General features: G+C 39.3%; 15 protein-coding genes. 11 read left to right on the top strand and 4 right to left on the bottom strand.

Annotation, left to right across the window (positions count from 1 at the left end; translation table 11 throughout):
- Positions 1 to 85: 85 nt before the first annotated feature.
- The 3 genes from KO529_RS11415 to KO529_RS11405 all read right to left on the bottom strand — a co-directional run bounded on the left by KO529_RS11415 (position 86) and on the right by KO529_RS11405 (position 4,653).
- Positions 86 to 1,345 carry an aminotransferase class I/II-fold pyridoxal phosphate-dependent enzyme gene (locus tag KO529_RS11415; RefSeq protein ID WP_215948015.1) on the bottom strand — a complete coding sequence of 420 codons (1,260 nt, stop codon included), beginning with the start codon at positions 1,343 to 1,345 and terminating at the stop codon, positions 86 to 88.
- 124 nt (positions 1,346 to 1,469) lie between these two features.
- Positions 1,470 to 2,510: a PLP-dependent cysteine synthase family protein gene (locus tag KO529_RS11410; RefSeq protein WP_215948014.1), complete on the bottom strand. Its 1,041-nt coding sequence runs from the start codon at positions 2,508 to 2,510 to the stop codon at positions 1,470 to 1,472.
- 82 nt (positions 2,511 to 2,592) lie between these two features.
- Positions 2,593 to 4,653, bottom strand: coding sequence for a S9 family peptidase (locus tag KO529_RS11405; RefSeq protein WP_215948013.1), 2,061 nt, complete (start codon positions 4,651 to 4,653; stop codon positions 2,593 to 2,595).
- A 190-nt stretch (positions 4,654 to 4,843) separates the two neighbouring features.
- Here KO529_RS11405 and KO529_RS11400 point away from each other — a divergent pair, with 190 nt between their 5' ends.
- The 4 genes from KO529_RS11400 to KO529_RS11385 all read left to right on the top strand — a co-directional run bounded on the left by KO529_RS11400 (position 4,844) and on the right by KO529_RS11385 (position 7,760).
- On the top strand, positions 4,844 to 5,170 hold the full coding sequence (locus tag KO529_RS11400; protein ID WP_215948012.1) for a YbaB/EbfC family nucleoid-associated protein: 327 nt from the start codon (positions 4,844 to 4,846) through the stop codon (positions 5,168 to 5,170).
- Positions 5,171 to 5,215: 45 nt separating this feature from the next.
- Complete coding sequence (locus KO529_RS11395; RefSeq protein WP_215948011.1) at positions 5,216 to 5,674, top strand: thioredoxin family protein; 459 nt, start codon at positions 5,216 to 5,218, stop codon at positions 5,672 to 5,674.
- Between the two features lie 243 nt (positions 5,675 to 5,917).
- Positions 5,918 to 7,132 carry a tryptophan synthase subunit beta gene (gene trpB, locus KO529_RS11390; protein WP_252734380.1) on the top strand — a complete coding sequence of 405 codons (1,215 nt, stop codon included), beginning with the start codon at positions 5,918 to 5,920 and terminating at the stop codon, positions 7,130 to 7,132.
- A 304-nt stretch (positions 7,133 to 7,436) separates the two neighbouring features.
- Positions 7,437 to 7,760: a YegP family protein gene (locus KO529_RS11385; RefSeq protein ID WP_215948010.1), complete on the top strand. Its 324-nt coding sequence runs from the start codon at positions 7,437 to 7,439 to the stop codon at positions 7,758 to 7,760.
- Here KO529_RS11385 and KO529_RS11380 read toward each other — a convergent pair.
- Positions 7,755 to 8,777, bottom strand: coding sequence for a threonine aldolase family protein (locus KO529_RS11380; protein WP_215948009.1), 1,023 nt, complete (start codon positions 8,775 to 8,777; stop codon positions 7,755 to 7,757). The two genes, KO529_RS11385 and KO529_RS11380, sit on opposite strands and share 6 nt — an antisense overlap.
- Positions 8,778 to 9,013: 236 nt before the next feature.
- On the opposite strand from KO529_RS11380, the gene KO529_RS11375 reads away from it, so the two are divergent.
- From KO529_RS11375 to KO529_RS11345, 7 genes are all read left to right on the top strand, one after another.
- Positions 9,014 to 10,480 carry a circularly permuted type 2 ATP-grasp protein gene (locus tag KO529_RS11375; protein ID WP_215948557.1) on the top strand — a complete coding sequence of 489 codons (1,467 nt, stop codon included), beginning with the start codon at positions 9,014 to 9,016 and terminating at the stop codon, positions 10,478 to 10,480.
- A gap of 9 nt (positions 10,481 to 10,489) precedes the next feature.
- The gene (locus KO529_RS11370; protein ID WP_215948008.1) at positions 10,490 to 11,437 is read left to right on the top strand and encodes an alpha-E domain-containing protein; all 948 of its coding nucleotides are present in this window, start codon (positions 10,490 to 10,492) and stop codon (positions 11,435 to 11,437) included.
- A 43-nt stretch (positions 11,438 to 11,480) separates the two neighbouring features.
- Positions 11,481 to 12,332, top strand: a complete 852-nt coding sequence (locus KO529_RS11365; protein WP_215948007.1) for a transglutaminase-like domain-containing protein — start codon at positions 11,481 to 11,483, stop codon at positions 12,330 to 12,332.
- Positions 12,333 to 12,399: 67 nt separating this feature from the next.
- Positions 12,400 to 13,498 (top strand): peptide chain release factor 2 gene (prfB, locus tag KO529_RS11360; RefSeq protein WP_215948006.1). Its coding sequence is split into 2 segments (ribosomal slippage): positions 12,400 to 12,462 and positions 12,464 to 13,498, totalling 1,098 coding nucleotides; the frame shifts between segments, so codons are not numbered across the junction.
- Positions 13,499 to 13,642: 144 nt separating this feature from the next.
- The gene (gene arsC, locus KO529_RS11355; RefSeq protein WP_215948005.1) at positions 13,643 to 13,987 is read left to right on the top strand and encodes an arsenate reductase (glutaredoxin); all 345 of its coding nucleotides are present in this window, start codon (positions 13,643 to 13,645) and stop codon (positions 13,985 to 13,987) included.
- A gap of 182 nt (positions 13,988 to 14,169) precedes the next feature.
- Positions 14,170 to 14,658 carry a hypothetical protein gene (locus tag KO529_RS11350; RefSeq protein ID WP_215948004.1) on the top strand — a complete coding sequence of 163 codons (489 nt, stop codon included), beginning with the start codon at positions 14,170 to 14,172 and terminating at the stop codon, positions 14,656 to 14,658.
- A 3-nt stretch (positions 14,659 to 14,661) separates the two neighbouring features.
- Positions 14,662 to 17,172 (top strand): outer membrane beta-barrel family protein, encoded by a 2,511-nt coding sequence (locus KO529_RS11345; RefSeq protein ID WP_215948003.1) that lies wholly within the window; start codon positions 14,662 to 14,664, stop codon positions 17,170 to 17,172.
- Positions 17,173 to 17,202 lie beyond the last annotated feature (30 nt).

Below are 17,202 nucleotides of genomic sequence, written 5' to 3'. Positions count from 1 at the left end.
TATAAAAAAGGAATTAAAACCAATCCAAAATCAAAAAAGCCAACTTAATTAATAAGTTGGCTTTTTTATATAAGTCAAAATAAATTTATTCTCCCATCGCCGCCGCTACTGCCGCAGACAACCTTTTGTAGGTACCGTTCTGTAATCGCTCACGTATTACGGAGAAGGCCTCCAAAGTTTCTGATACATCCTGTAAGGTATGTGTGGCCGTCGGAATCATTCTCAAAAGAATCAACCCTTTGGGGATTACCGGATATACTACAATAGAACAGAAAATACCAAAATTCTCCCTTAAATCCTTAACCAATGCCATGGCTTCAGGAATACTACCGTTAAGATAAACCGGTGTTACACAGCTAGTGGTAGTACCAATATCAAAACCTCTTTCCTTTAGTCCGTTCTGCAATGCATTTACATTCTCCCAAAGTTTTGCCTTAAGCTCCGGTTGGGTACGTAGCATATCCAACCTTTTCAGCGCTCCTTTAACATAAATCATCGGTAATGATTTGGCAAACATTTGAGATCGCAAGTTGTATTTAAGATATTCTATAATCTCTTTATCTGCAGCCAAAAAGGCTCCGATTCCAGCCATAGATTTGGCAAAAGTTGCAAAATAAACATCAATATCATCCTGAATTCCCTGCTCCTCACCTGTTCCGGCCCCGGTTTTACCCAAGGTTCCAAAACCGTGTGCATCATCTACAAACAATCTGAAATTATATTTTTTCTTAAGAGCAACAATTTCCTTAAGCTTGCCCTGTTCTCCTCGCATACCAAATACCCCTTCGGATATTACCAATATACCTCCTCCGGTCTGTTCCGCCATTTTAACGGCCCGATCCAAGTTTTTCTCAAGACTCTCCATGTCATTGTGCTTAAAGGTAAATCGCTTACCCATATGCAAACGTACGCCATCTATAATACAGGCATGCGAATCAACATCGTACACAATAATATCATCCTTGGAAACCAAAGCATCAATGGCAGAAACCATCCCCTGGTATCCAAAGTTCAACAAATAGGCAGATTCTTTTTTAACAAAAGCTGCCAATTCCTGTTCCAATTGCTCGTGGAAATCCGTGTGCCCGCTCATCATTCTTGCCCCCATAGGAAAAGCCGCACCGTACTCCAATGCTGCCTCACCATCTACCTTCTTCACTTCCGGAAGATTGGCCAAACCCAAGTAATCATTAATACTCCAGGTAATTACTTCCTTTCCTTGGAACTTCATCCTATTGGATATCGGACCTTCTAATTTTGGAAATACAAAATATCCCTCTGCTTGGGAAGCCCATTTACCTAAAGGACCTTTATTCTCGATAATTCTGTCAAATAAATCTCTCATCTAGCCTACATTGATTATTACTGCAAAAGTATATATTTTTAATATGCATATGCAACTTATTTAATACATAAAAAGCAACGACTTATGAACCGTTGCTTTTTATATCATAAATTTTGCATAACCCTTACTTTACAAATTCTATTTTTTGTGGTTCTTCAACATTTTTACTATCAAAGAAGCCCTGGTCGGACATCCACTGGTCACTATATATCTTACTCATATACCTGGAACCATGATCTGGGAAAATAACTACTACATTGCTATTTTCATTAAACTCTCCCATTTCCTCCAGTTGCCTTACGGCTTGCATTACTGCACCACTGGTGTATCCAACAAAGAGTCCTTCCGTTCTGGATATCTCCCTTGCCGTATGGGCACTTTCTTCATCGGTAACCTTAATAAATTCATCTATTACCTTGAAATTGGTTGCCGTAGGTATTAAATTTTTACCCAGACCTTCAATACGGTATGGATAAATTTCCTTGGTATCCAATTCCCCGGTCTCGTGGTATTTCTTAAGAACGGAACCATATGCATCCACACCTATTACACGGATATTGGGATTTTGTTCCTTCAGATACTTAGCGGTACCGGAAATAGTACCTCCCGTACCACTACAGGCTACTAAATGCGTAATATGACCGTTGGTCTGATTCCAAATTTCCGGTCCCGTACTTTTATAATGGGCCTCGGCGTTTAAATCATTAAAATATTGATTGATATATATAGACCCCTCGGTTTCCTCGTGCAGTCTTTTAGCCACTTCGTAATAAGACCTTGGGTCATCTGCGCTTACGTGTGCAGGGCATACATATACTTTTGCCCCCATAGACCTCAGCATGTCTATTTTATCCTTGGAAGATTTTGAACTCACCGCCAAGATACAATCATAACCTTTTATGATACTGATCATGGCAATGCTAAAACCCGTATTTCCCGAAGTGGTTTCTATTATAGTACTCCCCTCCGTTAATATTCCCCTACGCTCCGCCTCTTCAATTATGTAAAGGGCAATACGGTCTTTGGAGGAATGTCCTGGATTAAAACCTTCCACCTTAGCGTAAAAATTACCTTCTAAGTTGGCAGCTATTTTATTTAGTTTGATTAATGGGGTGTTTCCTACAAGTTCTAGGAGGTTGTTATAAGCGTTTATCTTATGTTCCATAAACAGTTTCTAGGTTTAGAACTTATCGACATCTTTTAATTTATGTCAATATTGATAGGACAAAATTAGTCTTTTTTTTTGATTATCGAATTTTATGCTCTAAATCTAACAAAAATGCATACTCTTTTGCCACCTCCTTTAAGGATTCAAATCGGCCCGAAGCACCGCCATGACCTGCATCCATATTAATATTGAACAACAATAAATTATTGTCCATTTTATTCTCTCTAAGTTTCGCAACCCATTTGGCAGGTTCAAAATATTGCACTTGGGAATCGTGAAATCCTGTAATAACCAGCAAATTTGGCTGCAATTGACGCGATACATTGTCATATGGCGAATAAGATTTCATATAACTGTAGTATTCCTTTTCGTTTGGATTGCCCCATTCATCATATTCCCCAGTGGTCAGTGGAATAGTATCATCCAACATGGTCGTAAGCACATCTACAAACGGAACAGCTGCAATTACCCCGTGATATATTTCAGGGCATAGATTTACTATGGCGCCCATTAAAAGGCCTCCCGCGGAACCTCCCGAGGCATAAAGGTGTCCGGCACTTGTATATTTTCTTTCTATTAAATATTTGGAACAATCAATAAAATCGGTAAACGTATTGATCTTATTCAGCAACCTACCTTCCTCATACCATTTACGGCCCAGATATTCCCCACCACGTACATGGGCTATGGCATAAATAAACCCTCTGTCCAACAGGCTTAACCGTACTGTGGAAAAATATGGGTCTATGGTATGACCATAAGAGCCGTATGCGTATTGCAATAGCGGACTGGAACCGTCCAGTTTGGTGTTTTTATGATAGACCAGGGAGATTGGAACTTTTTTACCATCTCTGGCCGGGGCCCAAATTCGTTCTGAAATATAATTTTCCTTGTTAAATTTCCCTCCCAATACCTCTTGTTCCTTTTTTATTTCCTTTTCCTTGGTCCTCATATTAAAATCTATGATGGAACTGGGAGTCGTCATGGAGTTATATCCATATCTAAGAATTTCGGTGTCAAAATCCGGATTGGTACCCACATAGGCCGTATAGGTCTCATTATCAAAGGGTAAATAATAGCTTTCCCCGGTATCCCACCGCACAATCTTCAACTTATTCAAGCCATTCTCCCGCTCGGACAAAACATAGTATTCATTGAACATTTCAATATCCTCGAGCAATACTTCTTCCCTGTGCGGAATAAAGTCTACCCAATGTTCGGATTCGGTTTGGTCTTCAGGAGTCGTCATCAATTTAAAATTGGTTGCCCCTTCCATATTGGTCAGTATGTAAAAATTGTCCTCGTAATGGGTCAAGGAGTACTCCATCCCCCTAACTCTTTTGGAAAACACATGAAACTTTCCATTAGGGTCATCTGCCCTCAGAATTTGAAATTCGGTAGTCAATGTACTGGAAGAACCTATAACTATAAATTCTTTGGATTTAGTTTTGTAAACAAAGGTGGTAAAGGTTTCGTCATCCTCATGAAAAACCAGTTCATCTTCTTCCGGAGATGTTCCCAATATATGCCTATAGATGTTGTTGGACCTAAGGGTAACCGGATCTTTTTTGGTATAGAACAAGGTTTTATTGTCATTGGCCCATACCGCGCTGCCCGTGGTGTTCTCTATTTTATCCCCATAAATCTCTTGGGTTCGCAAATTTTTTATTTGCAGGGTGTATTGCCTTCGGGAAACAGTATCCACCCCATAGGCCGCCAGTTCGTTATTGGGACTTATGGACAAGCCTCCTAGGTTAAAATAATCCAACCCCTCTGCCATAAGGTTGCAATTGAACATTATTTCTTCCTCCGCATCCTCTTTTTCAAACCTTCTGGTAAAAATGGGATACTCCTTACCCACTTCATATCTGGTAGCATACCAATAGCCATTAAACTTGTAGGGAACGGAAGAATCATCTTCCTTTATCCTGGACTTCATCTCTAGGAACAAGCTATCCTTAAGCTCATTGGTATGGGCCGTCATTGCCTCATAGTACGCATTTTCCTGTTCCAAAAAAGCAATGACTTCCGGATTTTCCCTTTCGTTAAGCCAATAGTAATCATCAATCCGTACATCATTGTGCTTTATTAATTGCTTCTCAATTTTTTTTGCACTTGGTGCTTTTAATTCCCGCTGCATGAGTGTGGTATATTTTATAGAAACCGCAAAAATAGTATTTAAATGCAACCGACCTGATTAAATGTGTCCTTTCTCCATAATTATATTGACCAACCATTGAGGTATCCATATGAATAACTGTGACCTTAAATTCCAATATATCCCGATCATTTTAGTAATTTTGGCTTAAGAACTTTTTAAATCTATAATTATGTTTGGAGATATGATGGGCATGTTGGGAAAATTGAAGGAAACCCAAGAAAAAGTAAAGGCCACCAAAGAAAGAATGAATACTGTAATACTTGAAGAGCAATCTCCGGATAATTTGCTCAAGGTCAGTATAACGGCCAATAGAACTATAAAATCCATTGCTATAGATGATAGTCTTCTAAACGACAAGGAACAGCTGGAAGATTATTTGATCCTTACCCTGAACAAGGCTATAGAAAAGGCCACAACCATAAATGAAAACGAATTGGCCGCGGTTGCCAAGGAAGGAATGCCCAACATTCCCGGTATGGATTCGTTTTTAAAATAAATTTCAGTAAGTTTATCCAGACCTTTTTAACCATAACTTATAATTATGAAGAAGTTTTTCTTGCTACTACTGTTTCCGTTTCTTGTTAACGCACAAAATAAAAGTGCCGATACAAATGAAACTGAATGGCTGACCGATTACGTCAATGCCCAAGAAGTTGCAAAAAAAACCAATTCCAACATTCTTATGTATTTTACTGGCAGTGATTGGTGCTCGCCATGTAAGGCCTTAAAAAAAGACCTTTTCAACACCAGTCAATTTAAGGAAGTGGCCAAGGACTATGTCCTCCTATACGTGGATCTCCCCAGAAAGAAAGAACTTCTTAGCGCTAATGAAATGCAACATAACAAGGCCTTATTATCACAATGGAACAAAAAGGGCGTTTTTCCCCTGATAAGCTTGGTCAACACCGAAGAAAAAGAAGTAGCCTCACTGTCCGGTTACGGTTCCAAAGGGGATGTGGAAAAGTATTTGGACTTTCTTAGAAAGAACAGAAAAATGTAATTTTAATCCCAAGGCGCGCGCACTTTTTCAAATTAGTCGTTATTTCTTTTTTCAATAATTGGCCTCAGAATTTAATTCTGGTACTGCTATTCTTTTTTGCAGTAGCCAAATACCGTATTCTTACTAATACCCTCCCCTATTCTATGCTTCAAAAAAGAGGGTATTGCCCTAAAATTTATTATAATTGTAAGGGCATTTTTTTTTAGCCTAAAATCTATATTAACATTTACAAAATTCTCCTATATGTTGACGGACAATTATTTTAAGACCTATCCAGATGAAAATGGTTTTTTTAAAGAATACGGTGGTGCCTTTATCCCCCCAGTTCTGGAAGAAGAAATGAAAAAAATTACGGATGCTTATTATTCCATAAGCAAATCGCACAATTTTATTTCGGAATTGCGAAGCATACGCAAACACTATCAGGGTAGGCCCACGCCAGTTTATTATTGCAACAGGCTCTCCGAAAAATACGGAGGAAGAATATATCTTAAACGAGAAGATCTTAACCATACAGGTGCACATAAACTCAACCATTGCATGGGAGAGGCGCTTTTGGCTAAACATTTGGGCAAAAAGAAACTAATTGCCGAGACAGGGGCCGGGCAGCACGGAGTTGCCTTGGCAACTGCAGCAGCCTATTTTGGATTGGAATGTGAGATTCATATGGGAGAAGTGGATATTGCCAAAGAACATCCCAATGTAGTTCGAATGAAAATCCTTGGTGCAAAAGTAGTACCGGTTTCCCATGGTTTAAAAACATTAAAAGAAGCTGTGGATTCAGCTTTTGAGGCATATTTAAAGGATCCTATAAACACCATTTACTGTATAGGCTCTGTCGTTGGCCCACATCCATTTCCCATGATGGTACGGGATTTTCAGCGGGTGGTCGGCATAGAGGCCAAAGAGCAGTTTTTTGAAATGACTGGAGAATTACCGGATAAGGTAGTAGCCTGTGTTGGCGGGGGAAGTAATGCCATGGGTATATTCTCCTCATTTTTGGAAGAATCGGAATGTACCTTATACGGCGTAGAACCTGGTGGCCGCTCCATGGAATACGGTGAACATGCCGCTACAATGACCTTGGGCAGTCCAGGAATCATCCATGGATTTAAATGCTATATGCTGAAGGATGATAAAGGGGAACCGGGCGCAGTACATTCGGTGGCCAGTGGTTTGGATTATCCCGGAGTTGGACCTGAACACAGTATGCTTAAAGATCTTAAAAAAGTAACCTATGACGTTGTTTCGGACAAGGAAACAGTTGATGCTTTTTATGAATTGAGTCGCCTGGAAGGTATTATCCCTGCTTTGGAAAGTGCGCATGCAGTAGCATATGCCATAAAATTGGCGCAACAAGATCCGCGATCCTCCATTTTAGTCAATTTAAGTGGTAGGGGCGATAAGGATCTGGATTATGTGGTAGATACCTACGGGCTACCTGAAGATGGAAAATAATTTATAAAATCTTCACCGAGGGGCGTCCAAAGGCTGAAAATTCAAGGCTATTTGGACGCCTTTTTAATTAGGGAACTTTCCCGTTGGTCGACTTCTCATTATAGCTGGCCAAAACATACGCTTTTTGTATCATACTACTCCTAGCCCACCTATTTGCGAACTTCCCCGCAGAGGGACCGACACTAAAGGTCTCAAACCCTTAAACAAGTCCATATGTAGATAAACGCAAATTTATCTGGATAAGATTGTTAAACTTAAAGATTCACATTTTTTTGTGTAACTTTAAAAAAAGTTGCCGTAGGCTATGCTAAAAATAAAAAAGGAATCGGATACCACATATACCTTTAGTCTGCAGTCTGAAAGTGGACAGACACTTCTGAACAGTATCCCCTTCAGTAAAAGGGAGGAGATGAATAGGACCATTGCCAATCTCAAGGTTCTGATTGGGCAATCTTCGGTTTTTGAACGTAAGACCGACTATAATGGCAAATTTCTGTTTACCCTTAAGGATAGTGAAGGTAAAATTTTAGGTAACTCCATGCTTTATAGTTCCGAGGCCGGAATGGAAAATGGCATAAAAAATCTTAAAACCAGCATTTCCTTATTGCCTGATGCCATTGGCCTATAATTTTGGAAGCATATCCAAAAAAGCCTCGTGCATTTCATCGGTATAATCCATATGGGTTACAATACGCAGTTTATTTTGCCCCATCCCAATGATTTGAACATTCCTTTTGTTCAGTTTGTCCATGAAATCATCAGAGGACATATACTTTTCATCTATTTCAAAAATAACAATATTGGTTTCCGTAGGTTCTACCTTTTTAATGTAGGACAACCCGTTTAGCAATACACTTATTTCCTTGGCCTTCCTATGATCTTCCGCCAATCTTTCCCTGTTGTTTTCCAAGGCGTAAATTCCCGCTGCCGCAAGGTATCCCGCCTGTCGCATACCGCCGCCAAGTACCTTTCTCACCCTTAGCGCTTTGTCAATATGCTCCTTGTCCCCCAACAAAACGGAACCTACGGGACATCCCAACCCCTTGCTTAAACAAACACTAATAGTATGGAACAGTGCCCCATAATCCAAGGCAGATTCTTTTTTGGCAATCAGGGCATTCCAAAGTCGGGCTCCATCCAAATGATATTTTAGATTATGCCTTTCACAAACCTTTTTTATGGACTTCAACTCCTCCAGATCCCAACAGGCCCCACCTCCCTTATTGGTAGTGTTTTCTATACAGACCAACGAGGTTAACGGGCTATGATAAAAGTCTGGTGGGTTTATTACTTCCTCGACCTGACTTGCGGTCATCATTCCTCTATGACCATCTACCAATCTGCAGGAGACTCCACTATTAAAACTCACCCCTCCCCCTTCATAATTATAAACATGGGCATACTTATCACAGATTAATTGCTCCCCTGGTTGGGTGTGCAATTTTATAGCCGTTTGGTTGGCCATAGTACCACTTGGAAAAAACAAGGCCGCTTCCATACCGAACAAGTTCGCCATCATTTCTTCCAACTTGTTGACAGTAGGATCATTTTTAAAAACATCATCCCCTACCTCAGCGGTCATCATGGCCTGCAACATACCAGGCGTAGGTTTTGTGACGGTATCACTAATAAGATTTATAAACATAAAAATTGAAAATTATATATAACAAATGAATCAGGATGAACAAACTTATTGAACGTGGGTTCCTAAATTTATGTAAACGTATTAAACATTTTTCAAGTAGCTATTTTTTTCCTTTCATTTAATGTGAATTATCAATAATACCATTCCATTTTTTAAGTATGGATAATTCTCTTGCTTAAAAAAATTAAATCGCATGTATGTAACTAAAATAAAGTAACTTGAAGAAAAATATGCCTATGAAGCCAGAGGTAAAAAAACCGATATTTTCTTCTTACATCAACAATCCTGCACTTTTTGATGAAGTTTTCAACAATGATGGAGCGGCTAAAAATGTTTATCAAAAATTGTTAGATCTGTACGGGAATCATTCCATTCAAGACTATGTGCAATTGAACAATAAGGCTAAGTCCTCATTTTTTAACCAAGGAATCACTTTCCAGGTATACGACAATAAAGAAACGCAGGAGAAAATATTTCCATTCGATCTATTTCCAAGAATCATAGATGAGGATGAATGGGAAATCATTGAAAGGGGCGCTATACAGCGCAGTAGGGCATTAAACTTATTTTTATGGGATATTTACCACGATAAAAAAATCATCAAAGATGGCATAGTTCCACTGGACTTGATCAGTTCCTCTGCAAACTATTTGCATCAAATGATTGGAGTTGACCCTCCTGGGGGCATCTACAACCACATATCCGGCACTGACATTATTAAGCACTCGGATGGCAACTATTATGTCCTTGAGGACAACATTAGATGTCCTTCCGGGGTAAGTTATGTTATTTGTAATCGTACCGCCTTAAAAAGAGCGCTCTTCGGGGTTTTCAATCATTATAAAACGCATTCGGTGACCAACTACGCCGAAAACCTATTGGATATATTGGAAAGTGTAAAACCAAAAGGGGTCGATGTCCCAAATTGTGTGGTTATTACACCAGGTATGTACAATTCTGCCTTTTACGAACATTCATATCTGGCAAAAGCTATGGGTGTGGAATTGGTGGAAGGTAGAGATCTATTTGTTGAGAACGATTTTGTCTACATGAAGACCATTCGTGGACCCATTAAGGTTGATGTGATTTACCGAAGAGTGGATGACCAATATATAGATCCCCTGGAATTTAGGGCCGATTCGTCATTGGGGGTACCAGGTCTTTTCGCTGCCTATATAAAAGGCAATGTTTGTTTGGCAAATGCTCCGGGCACAGGAGTAGCAGATGATAAAGCCATCTACACCTACATGCCGAAAATCATTAAATATTATTTGGATGAGACTCCCATTCTCAACAATGTACACACCTACCATTGCAGCAGGCCCAATGAACTTAAATATGTATTGGAACACATACATGAACTAGTGGTGAAGCCTGTGGATGAAGCAGGCGGTTATGGTATATCAATTGGCAACAGACTCTCTAAGGCTGAAATTAAGGTAGTTCAGGAAGAAATAAAACAAAATCCTAGAAAATACATTGCCCAGCCTATTATGTCCTTATCGGTACATCCAACCTATATAGATGACAGTGAATCTTTTGAACAACGACATGTAGACCTTAGGACATTTACCCTATTGGGCAATAAAAAGGAGTTTGTACTCAAAGGTGGATTGTCTCGAGTAGCACTAAAAAAAGGAAACCTAATTGTAAATTCCTCTCAAGGAGGTGGTTCCAAAGATACCTGGGTATTAAAAAAATAAAAAAATCTTATGTTAGCTAGAGTTGCCAATAACCTTTTTTGGATGGGACGTTATATTGAACGTTCCGAACATGTTGCCAGATACTTAAATGTAAATTATTTCTCATCATTGGACGCACCGAACGAGCTGTCACAATCCAGACAATTTGTTCTTCAATCCATGATGTTCCTGGTAGGGGAGCCATTGGATGACGATAGCATAATTCTTAAAGAAGAAGATATTTTATTCAACATAGGACTAAATGCCAATTTACCTTATTCCATTATCAATAATGTAAAATATGCCCGAGAGAATGCCAATAGTGCCAGAGACCTTATTTCTACGGAACTGTACGAATCCATCAATAAATTTTATCATTTTGTAATCAGGTATTCGATAGAGGATTTCACAAAAAAGGGTCTATACGATTTTACCGTTAACATCACTGAAATGACCGCCATTTTAAGAGGAAAAATAAGAGGTACGCTTTTGCATGACGAGGTGTATGCAATTATTATGCTCGGTATAAATCTGGAGAGGGCCACGCAGGTAATCAGAATCATTAATGCCAAATACAATGATGCCGTAAAGGCCAAAGGGAGTTATGGCGATAAAATTAGCAATAGCTTTGAATGGACCACACTTCTTAAATGTGTGGAATCTTATGATATGATGCGCAGATATTATAAAAAGACACCTACCAGTATTTCCACTTTGGAATTCTTAATTTTAAATCCAGATTGTCCAAGATCTGTCATCAATAGTATAAACCAAGTATATAAGCATATTAAAGTTTTGGATGAATCCAAAACTCCGGATAAAAATTCTACCGCTTTTTTAATAAGTAAAGTTAAGGGAGAATATGAATTTAAATTTGCCGAAGAAATTGAGGAAGACATTCAGGGCTTTATTGAAAAAATACTCAATAGTCTGGTGCAGATTAGTCTTAAAATGGAAAATGAATTTTTTACCTATTGATTTATAATCCATTGGATTACCTTTGCTTTAACAACTACTTATAATGTCATTTGAATATTCAGTTACTTATTGTGCCGAAAATAACTACGAAAATCCTGTAGAAAATGCATATTGGCAATTTTTGATTGTTCCTGAGAATAACGACACGCAAGAATTGATCAGCGTGGAAATAAAAAATTCATTGGAAGCCAAAAGTGCTTTTTCCCAAAATGGTTTTGGATTTCAGACCATTAGAATAAATACTTCGGAACGATTCCAGAAAATTAACTTCAGTGCCACTTTTAAACTTAAAAAAATAAGCTTCAACCCTTTTGGACAAATTCCAATCTTTGATATCCCAAGCAACTATGAACTTGTTAAAAGTTTGAATTTCAAGGTAGATCATGAGCCTTATCTGCGTGAGACCAAATATACTGCCTTGCCAGCCGGTTCAGAAAACTTGTTTGTTTTTGATACCTCCATAAGTATATTCGAGAATCTTCAAAAACTAAATAAATGGATCTATCTTTTTATTCATTTCAATACTGGCGTTACCCATGTGAATACCTTATTGGAAGAAATCATTAATAATCCTGAGGGGGTATGCCAGGATTTCACACATTTGTTCTGTGCTTTGGCAAAAGCAAATAATATTCCCACCCGCTATGTCTCGGGTTACCTGCACCAGGGTAATGGTTACTTTGGCGACTCGCAAATGCATGCTTGGGCAGAAGCATATATCCCCCAAGTTGGCTGGATAGGCTTTGACCCTACCAACAATTTATTGGTCAATGACAACCATATTAAAGTAGCCCACGGCAAAGACTATAATGATTGCTCCCCTTTAAAAGGCGTAGTATATTCCCAAGGCGCTAATAAAACCTCCCATTCCGTGGAAGTACAGGCCGAACAATAAATATCATTTCATATTTGGTACATAATCAGAAAAAAGAATCCTATTTTTGGCTGAAAATAATTAGCATATGATAACTACGGACCATTATAAGAGTCTCATTGATCGCCTTGGTGCGTTAAGGAGGTATCTTTGACATAGATGCCAAGCTTGTAGAAATAGAAAACGAGGAGGAAAAAACCCTGGCTCCAGACTTTTGGAACCATCCCCAGGAAGCCCAGGAACAGATGAAATTAATTCAATCCAAGAAACAATGGGTTGATGATTATAATAGCGCTCAAAGCTTAGTAGCGGACCTTGAGATTTTCTTGGAATTTCAGAAAGAAGGTGAAATGTCCGAAGCTGATGTTGAAGGTCATTACGACAAGACCATTGAGGCCTTGGAGAAATTGGAATTCAAAAATATGCTCTCTGCAGAGGGAGATGAACTCACAGCCATAATTCAAATTACTGCGGGTGCCGGAGGCACGGAAAGTTGTGATTGGGCATCAATGTTGATGCGGATGTACATGATGTGGAGTGAAAAAAATGGTTACAAGGTAAAAGAGCTCAATTATCAGGAAGGTGATGTTGCAGGAATCAAAACCGTGACCTTGGAAATTGAAGGGGATTATAGCTTTGGATGGCTTAAGGGAGAGAACGGAGTACACAGGCTGGTACGTATTTCACCTTTCGACAGTAACGCAAAGCGCCATACTTCTTTTGCTTCCGTATATGTTTACCCACTGGTGGACGACAGTATAGAAATAGATATAAACCCTGCCGATGTGGAGATCACCACGGCTAGATCAAGTGGTGCCGGGGGACAGAATGTCAACAAAGTAGAAACCAAGGTACAGCTGACCCACAAACCTTCCGGAATACAGATTTCTTGTTCAGATTCAAGATCACAGCACGACAATAGGGCCACCGCATTAAAAATGCTTAAATCCCAATTGTACGAAATAGAATTGCGCAAGAAAATGGAAGCCCGACAGGAAATTGAGTCGTCCAAAATGAAAATTGAATGGGGTTCACAGATTAGGAATTATGTAATGCACCCATACAAATTGGTGAAGGACGTGCGTACGGGTGAAGAAACAGGAAACGTTGATGCGGTAATGGACGGCAATATAGATCAGTTCTTAAAGGCCTATCTTATGATGATGGGGCAAAAGGAAGAAAGCTGAACCATGACTCCATATTACAACCTGTAAAATTGTTAATGGATAAGGCTAGAAAGTTTCGGGTACCTGTTTTGAAGATTATTATCATGTATCATGACCATTAGGAGACCGGAGATTTTTGGCCACGAAACTTAAAATCCAATAAATATGATTAAAATATATCACAACCCCAGATGTGGAAAGTCCAGAGAAGGATTGGCCATTCTAGAAAATTCGGGAAAAGACTTCGAGATCATTAAATATCTTGAAAACGTACCTACCAAAAAAGAACTCGAAGCCATTCTAAAAATTTTAGGTATATCACCAATGGAGTTGGTGCGAACCAACGAAGCCATTTGGAAAGAAAAATTCAAGGGAAAATCCATGACGGACGATGAAGTAATAGCTGCCATGATAGCGTTTCCCAAACTCATAGAACGCCCCATAGTCATCAAGGACAGCAAAGGGGTGGTTGGACGACCTCCCGAAAAAATAAAGGACCTTTTAAATTAGGATCTGAGTTAAACTGATTTGAAAAAAGGAACATTTATTATTATATTATGTACTTCCCAAAGAATCAAAGCAATTGCCGCCGCAATACGGCACAGTTCTTGAAATATTCATTTTAACAAACATTTAACCCTTAAGGGTTAAACCATCTATTAATTTTGGAATCCCACTAAGCAGTTGACATTATGAAAACGAACAAGAAATTATTTTTAAGTTTTTTATTGATCGTATTATCATTCCCTTTTTTAAGTGCCCAATATGGGTATGGTAATGGATACGGAAATGGATATGGATACGGAGGATATGGTAGACAGCGCAATACTATTCCACAAGTACAGGAAACGCCTAAGGAACCGGAAAAATTAACGGCTGCTCAAATTGTGGATCAGGAAATGCCGAGCATTACAGAAAAATTAGGCTTAAACCCGTTTGAGGAAGCTGTTTTGAGCACCACCTTAAAAAAATACCTGCAGGAACGTATAGAATTGCAGATACTGGAGCTACCGGCCGATAAGATGAGGGAAAGTTATGAAAAAATCACTTTAAAGCAAGATGAAGAACTTAAGGCAGGATTACCAGCAGATAAGTATGAGGCCTTTGTAGAACTTCAGAAAAGCGGTTTTAAAAAGGTTAAAGAAAAAAAGAAGAAGAGAAAAAACAAATCCAAAACATAGCAAATGAAAAAACTACTCCCAGTTACACTATTATTCATCACTTTAATAGGTTATGCACAAGGGGGCCAAGGCCCGCAAGAACCGATAAAAATAACTGGGACCGTTTTGGACCAAGAAACAGATCAACCCTTGGAATATGCCACTTTGGTATTACAAAGTGTTAGAAATCCAGAAAAAGTTACAGGTGGGATTACGGATGTCAACGGGCAATTCGAAGTTGAGACAGCTCCTGGAAACTATAATATCAGTGTAGAATACATCTCGTATAAATCCTATAAATTAAATAATCAAAGTCTAAGATCTTCCACCAACCTTGGCGTAATCCGTCTTTCCTTAGACGTTGCCCAGTTGGCCGAAGTAGAAGTGGTCGGCGAGCGCACCACAGTAGAATTACGGCTGGATAAAAAAGTATATAACGTTGGTTCGGACCTAACCGTGAAAGGTGGTTCGGTAACCGATGTACTGAGCAACGTACCTTCGGTTTCCGTGGATGTGGAAGGTAACATTAGTCTCAGGGGAAACGAAAGTGTTAGAATCCTTATCAATGGCAAACCATCGGCCTTGTCGGGCCTGAGTCCCGAGGCCCTGCAACAGTTGCCTGCGGATGCCATAGAAAAGGTAGAGGTAATTACCAACCCCTCCGCAAGGTATGATGCCGAAGGAACAGCAGGTATTTTGAATATAATTCTAAAGCAGAGCAAGACCGCCGGGGTAAACGGATCCGTCAATGTTTATACAGGGCATCCAGAGACTTATGGAGGGTCCTTGAGCCTAAATTTAAGACGGGACAACTTCAATATCTTCACCAATACCACCTACCGTTATCGCAGCGGCCCAGGGAATGCATTGTTCGATCAGGAGAACTTTGACAGTAACGGCAACACCTTGAGTTATCAGAATGAAGTAAGGGATTACCAAAGAAAGGACAAAAGTTTTAACACCAATGTTGGTTTTGAACTGTTTTTGGATGAAAGCAGCAGCATTACCAATTCTTTTGTGTTTAGCAAATCTAATGGGGATAACACAGTGAATGTGGATTTTTCCAATTTTGATGCCAATAGAACCCCAACCATCCAAAGAAACCGATTTACCACTGAGGACGAGTTTGAGGAGGAGGTTCAATACTCATTGAATTACCAAAAGAAATTTGAAAGGGAAGGACATATCCTTACCTTCGACTACCAGTACTCAAAGGGAATTGACAATGAAAATTCGATTATCGAGGAGGTCATCCTAGGGGATAATATTGCTTTGGATACCGAAAGGACCATAGATGACCAAACACAGATATCCCAATTGGTGCAGATGGATTATGTACTTCCCTTTGGAAAGGATAATCAGTCCCAATTTGAAATTGGGTATCGCGGGACCTTCAACAATAACAATACCGATTTTGATTTTGGTATCGAACAACAAGATGGGGGATTCAATAGCGACCCTAACTTCAGCAATGAATTAAATTATAAGGAGTACGTAAATGCGGCCTATACCCAATTGGGGTCTAAATTTAACAAATTCAGTATTCTAGGCGGATTGAGAATGGAGGCTTCCGATATCGGGATCGAACTGGTCAACTCTAACGAACTTACCAATAAGGACTATGTAAATTGGTTCCCATCCATATTCCTGGGCTATGAATTCTCCGAGAAGGAACAAGTTACCTTAAGCTATAGCAAAAGACTTAGAAGACCGCGATCAAGGTTTATCAACCCATTCCCTTCCAGATCCAGCAACACCAATCTTTTTCAAGGAAATGCGGATTTGGACCCTACTTTTACAGATGCGTACGATTTGGGATATTTGAAAAGATGGGATAAGTTTACTTTTACTACCTCCGGATACTTTAACAGATCTACTGGAGTATTTCAATTTGTTTCCAGGGAGACGGGCGACTTCGTAACCATTGAAAATCCGGACGACCCACAGAACCCTATTGTAGTACCCGTACAGGTACGAAGCCCTATAAATCTAGCTACTGAAGATCGATATGGCATGGAGTTTACCACGACGTATACCCCAAAAAGAAATTGGAGATTAACATGGAATGTCAATGCTTTTCAAAGGGATCTTCAAGGAGATTTCACCTATATCAACAGTCAAAATGAAGAAATAGTTCAAAATTTTGATGCCAACAACTTCTCCTGGTTTACCCGCTTTAGCGCTAAAATACCATTGCCCGGAAAAATCGATTTTCAGACCAATTTCTTTTATATGGGTCCTTCCGAAGATGCTCAAAACACTAACAAGGGTATGTTAAGTTCAGACCTTGGCTTGAGTAAGGATATTCTAAAGGATAAAGGCTCACTGACTTTGAACGTAGGGGACATATTCAATTCTAGAAAACGTAGAAGCGATACCAGAACAGAGAATGTAGCTACCTATAGTGAATTTCAATTTAGGGAAAGGCAAATTACCTTGTCGTTTCAATACAGGTTCAACCAACCCCAAAACAAAAATGATAGAAGTAGGCAAGGCAGAAGTGGCGGTGGGGAAGATATGGACTTCGAAGGGTAAATATTAGAACCCCTAAACATAAAAAGGGAG

The organism is Arenibacter algicola, assembly GCF_018860365.1.
In the GTDB taxonomy this organism is placed as follows: domain Bacteria; phylum Bacteroidota; class Bacteroidia; order Flavobacteriales; family Flavobacteriaceae; genus Arenibacter; species Arenibacter algicola_B.
Note: the sequence above shows the minus strand (reverse complement) of the source record. Positions and strands in the feature narration are given on the sequence as shown.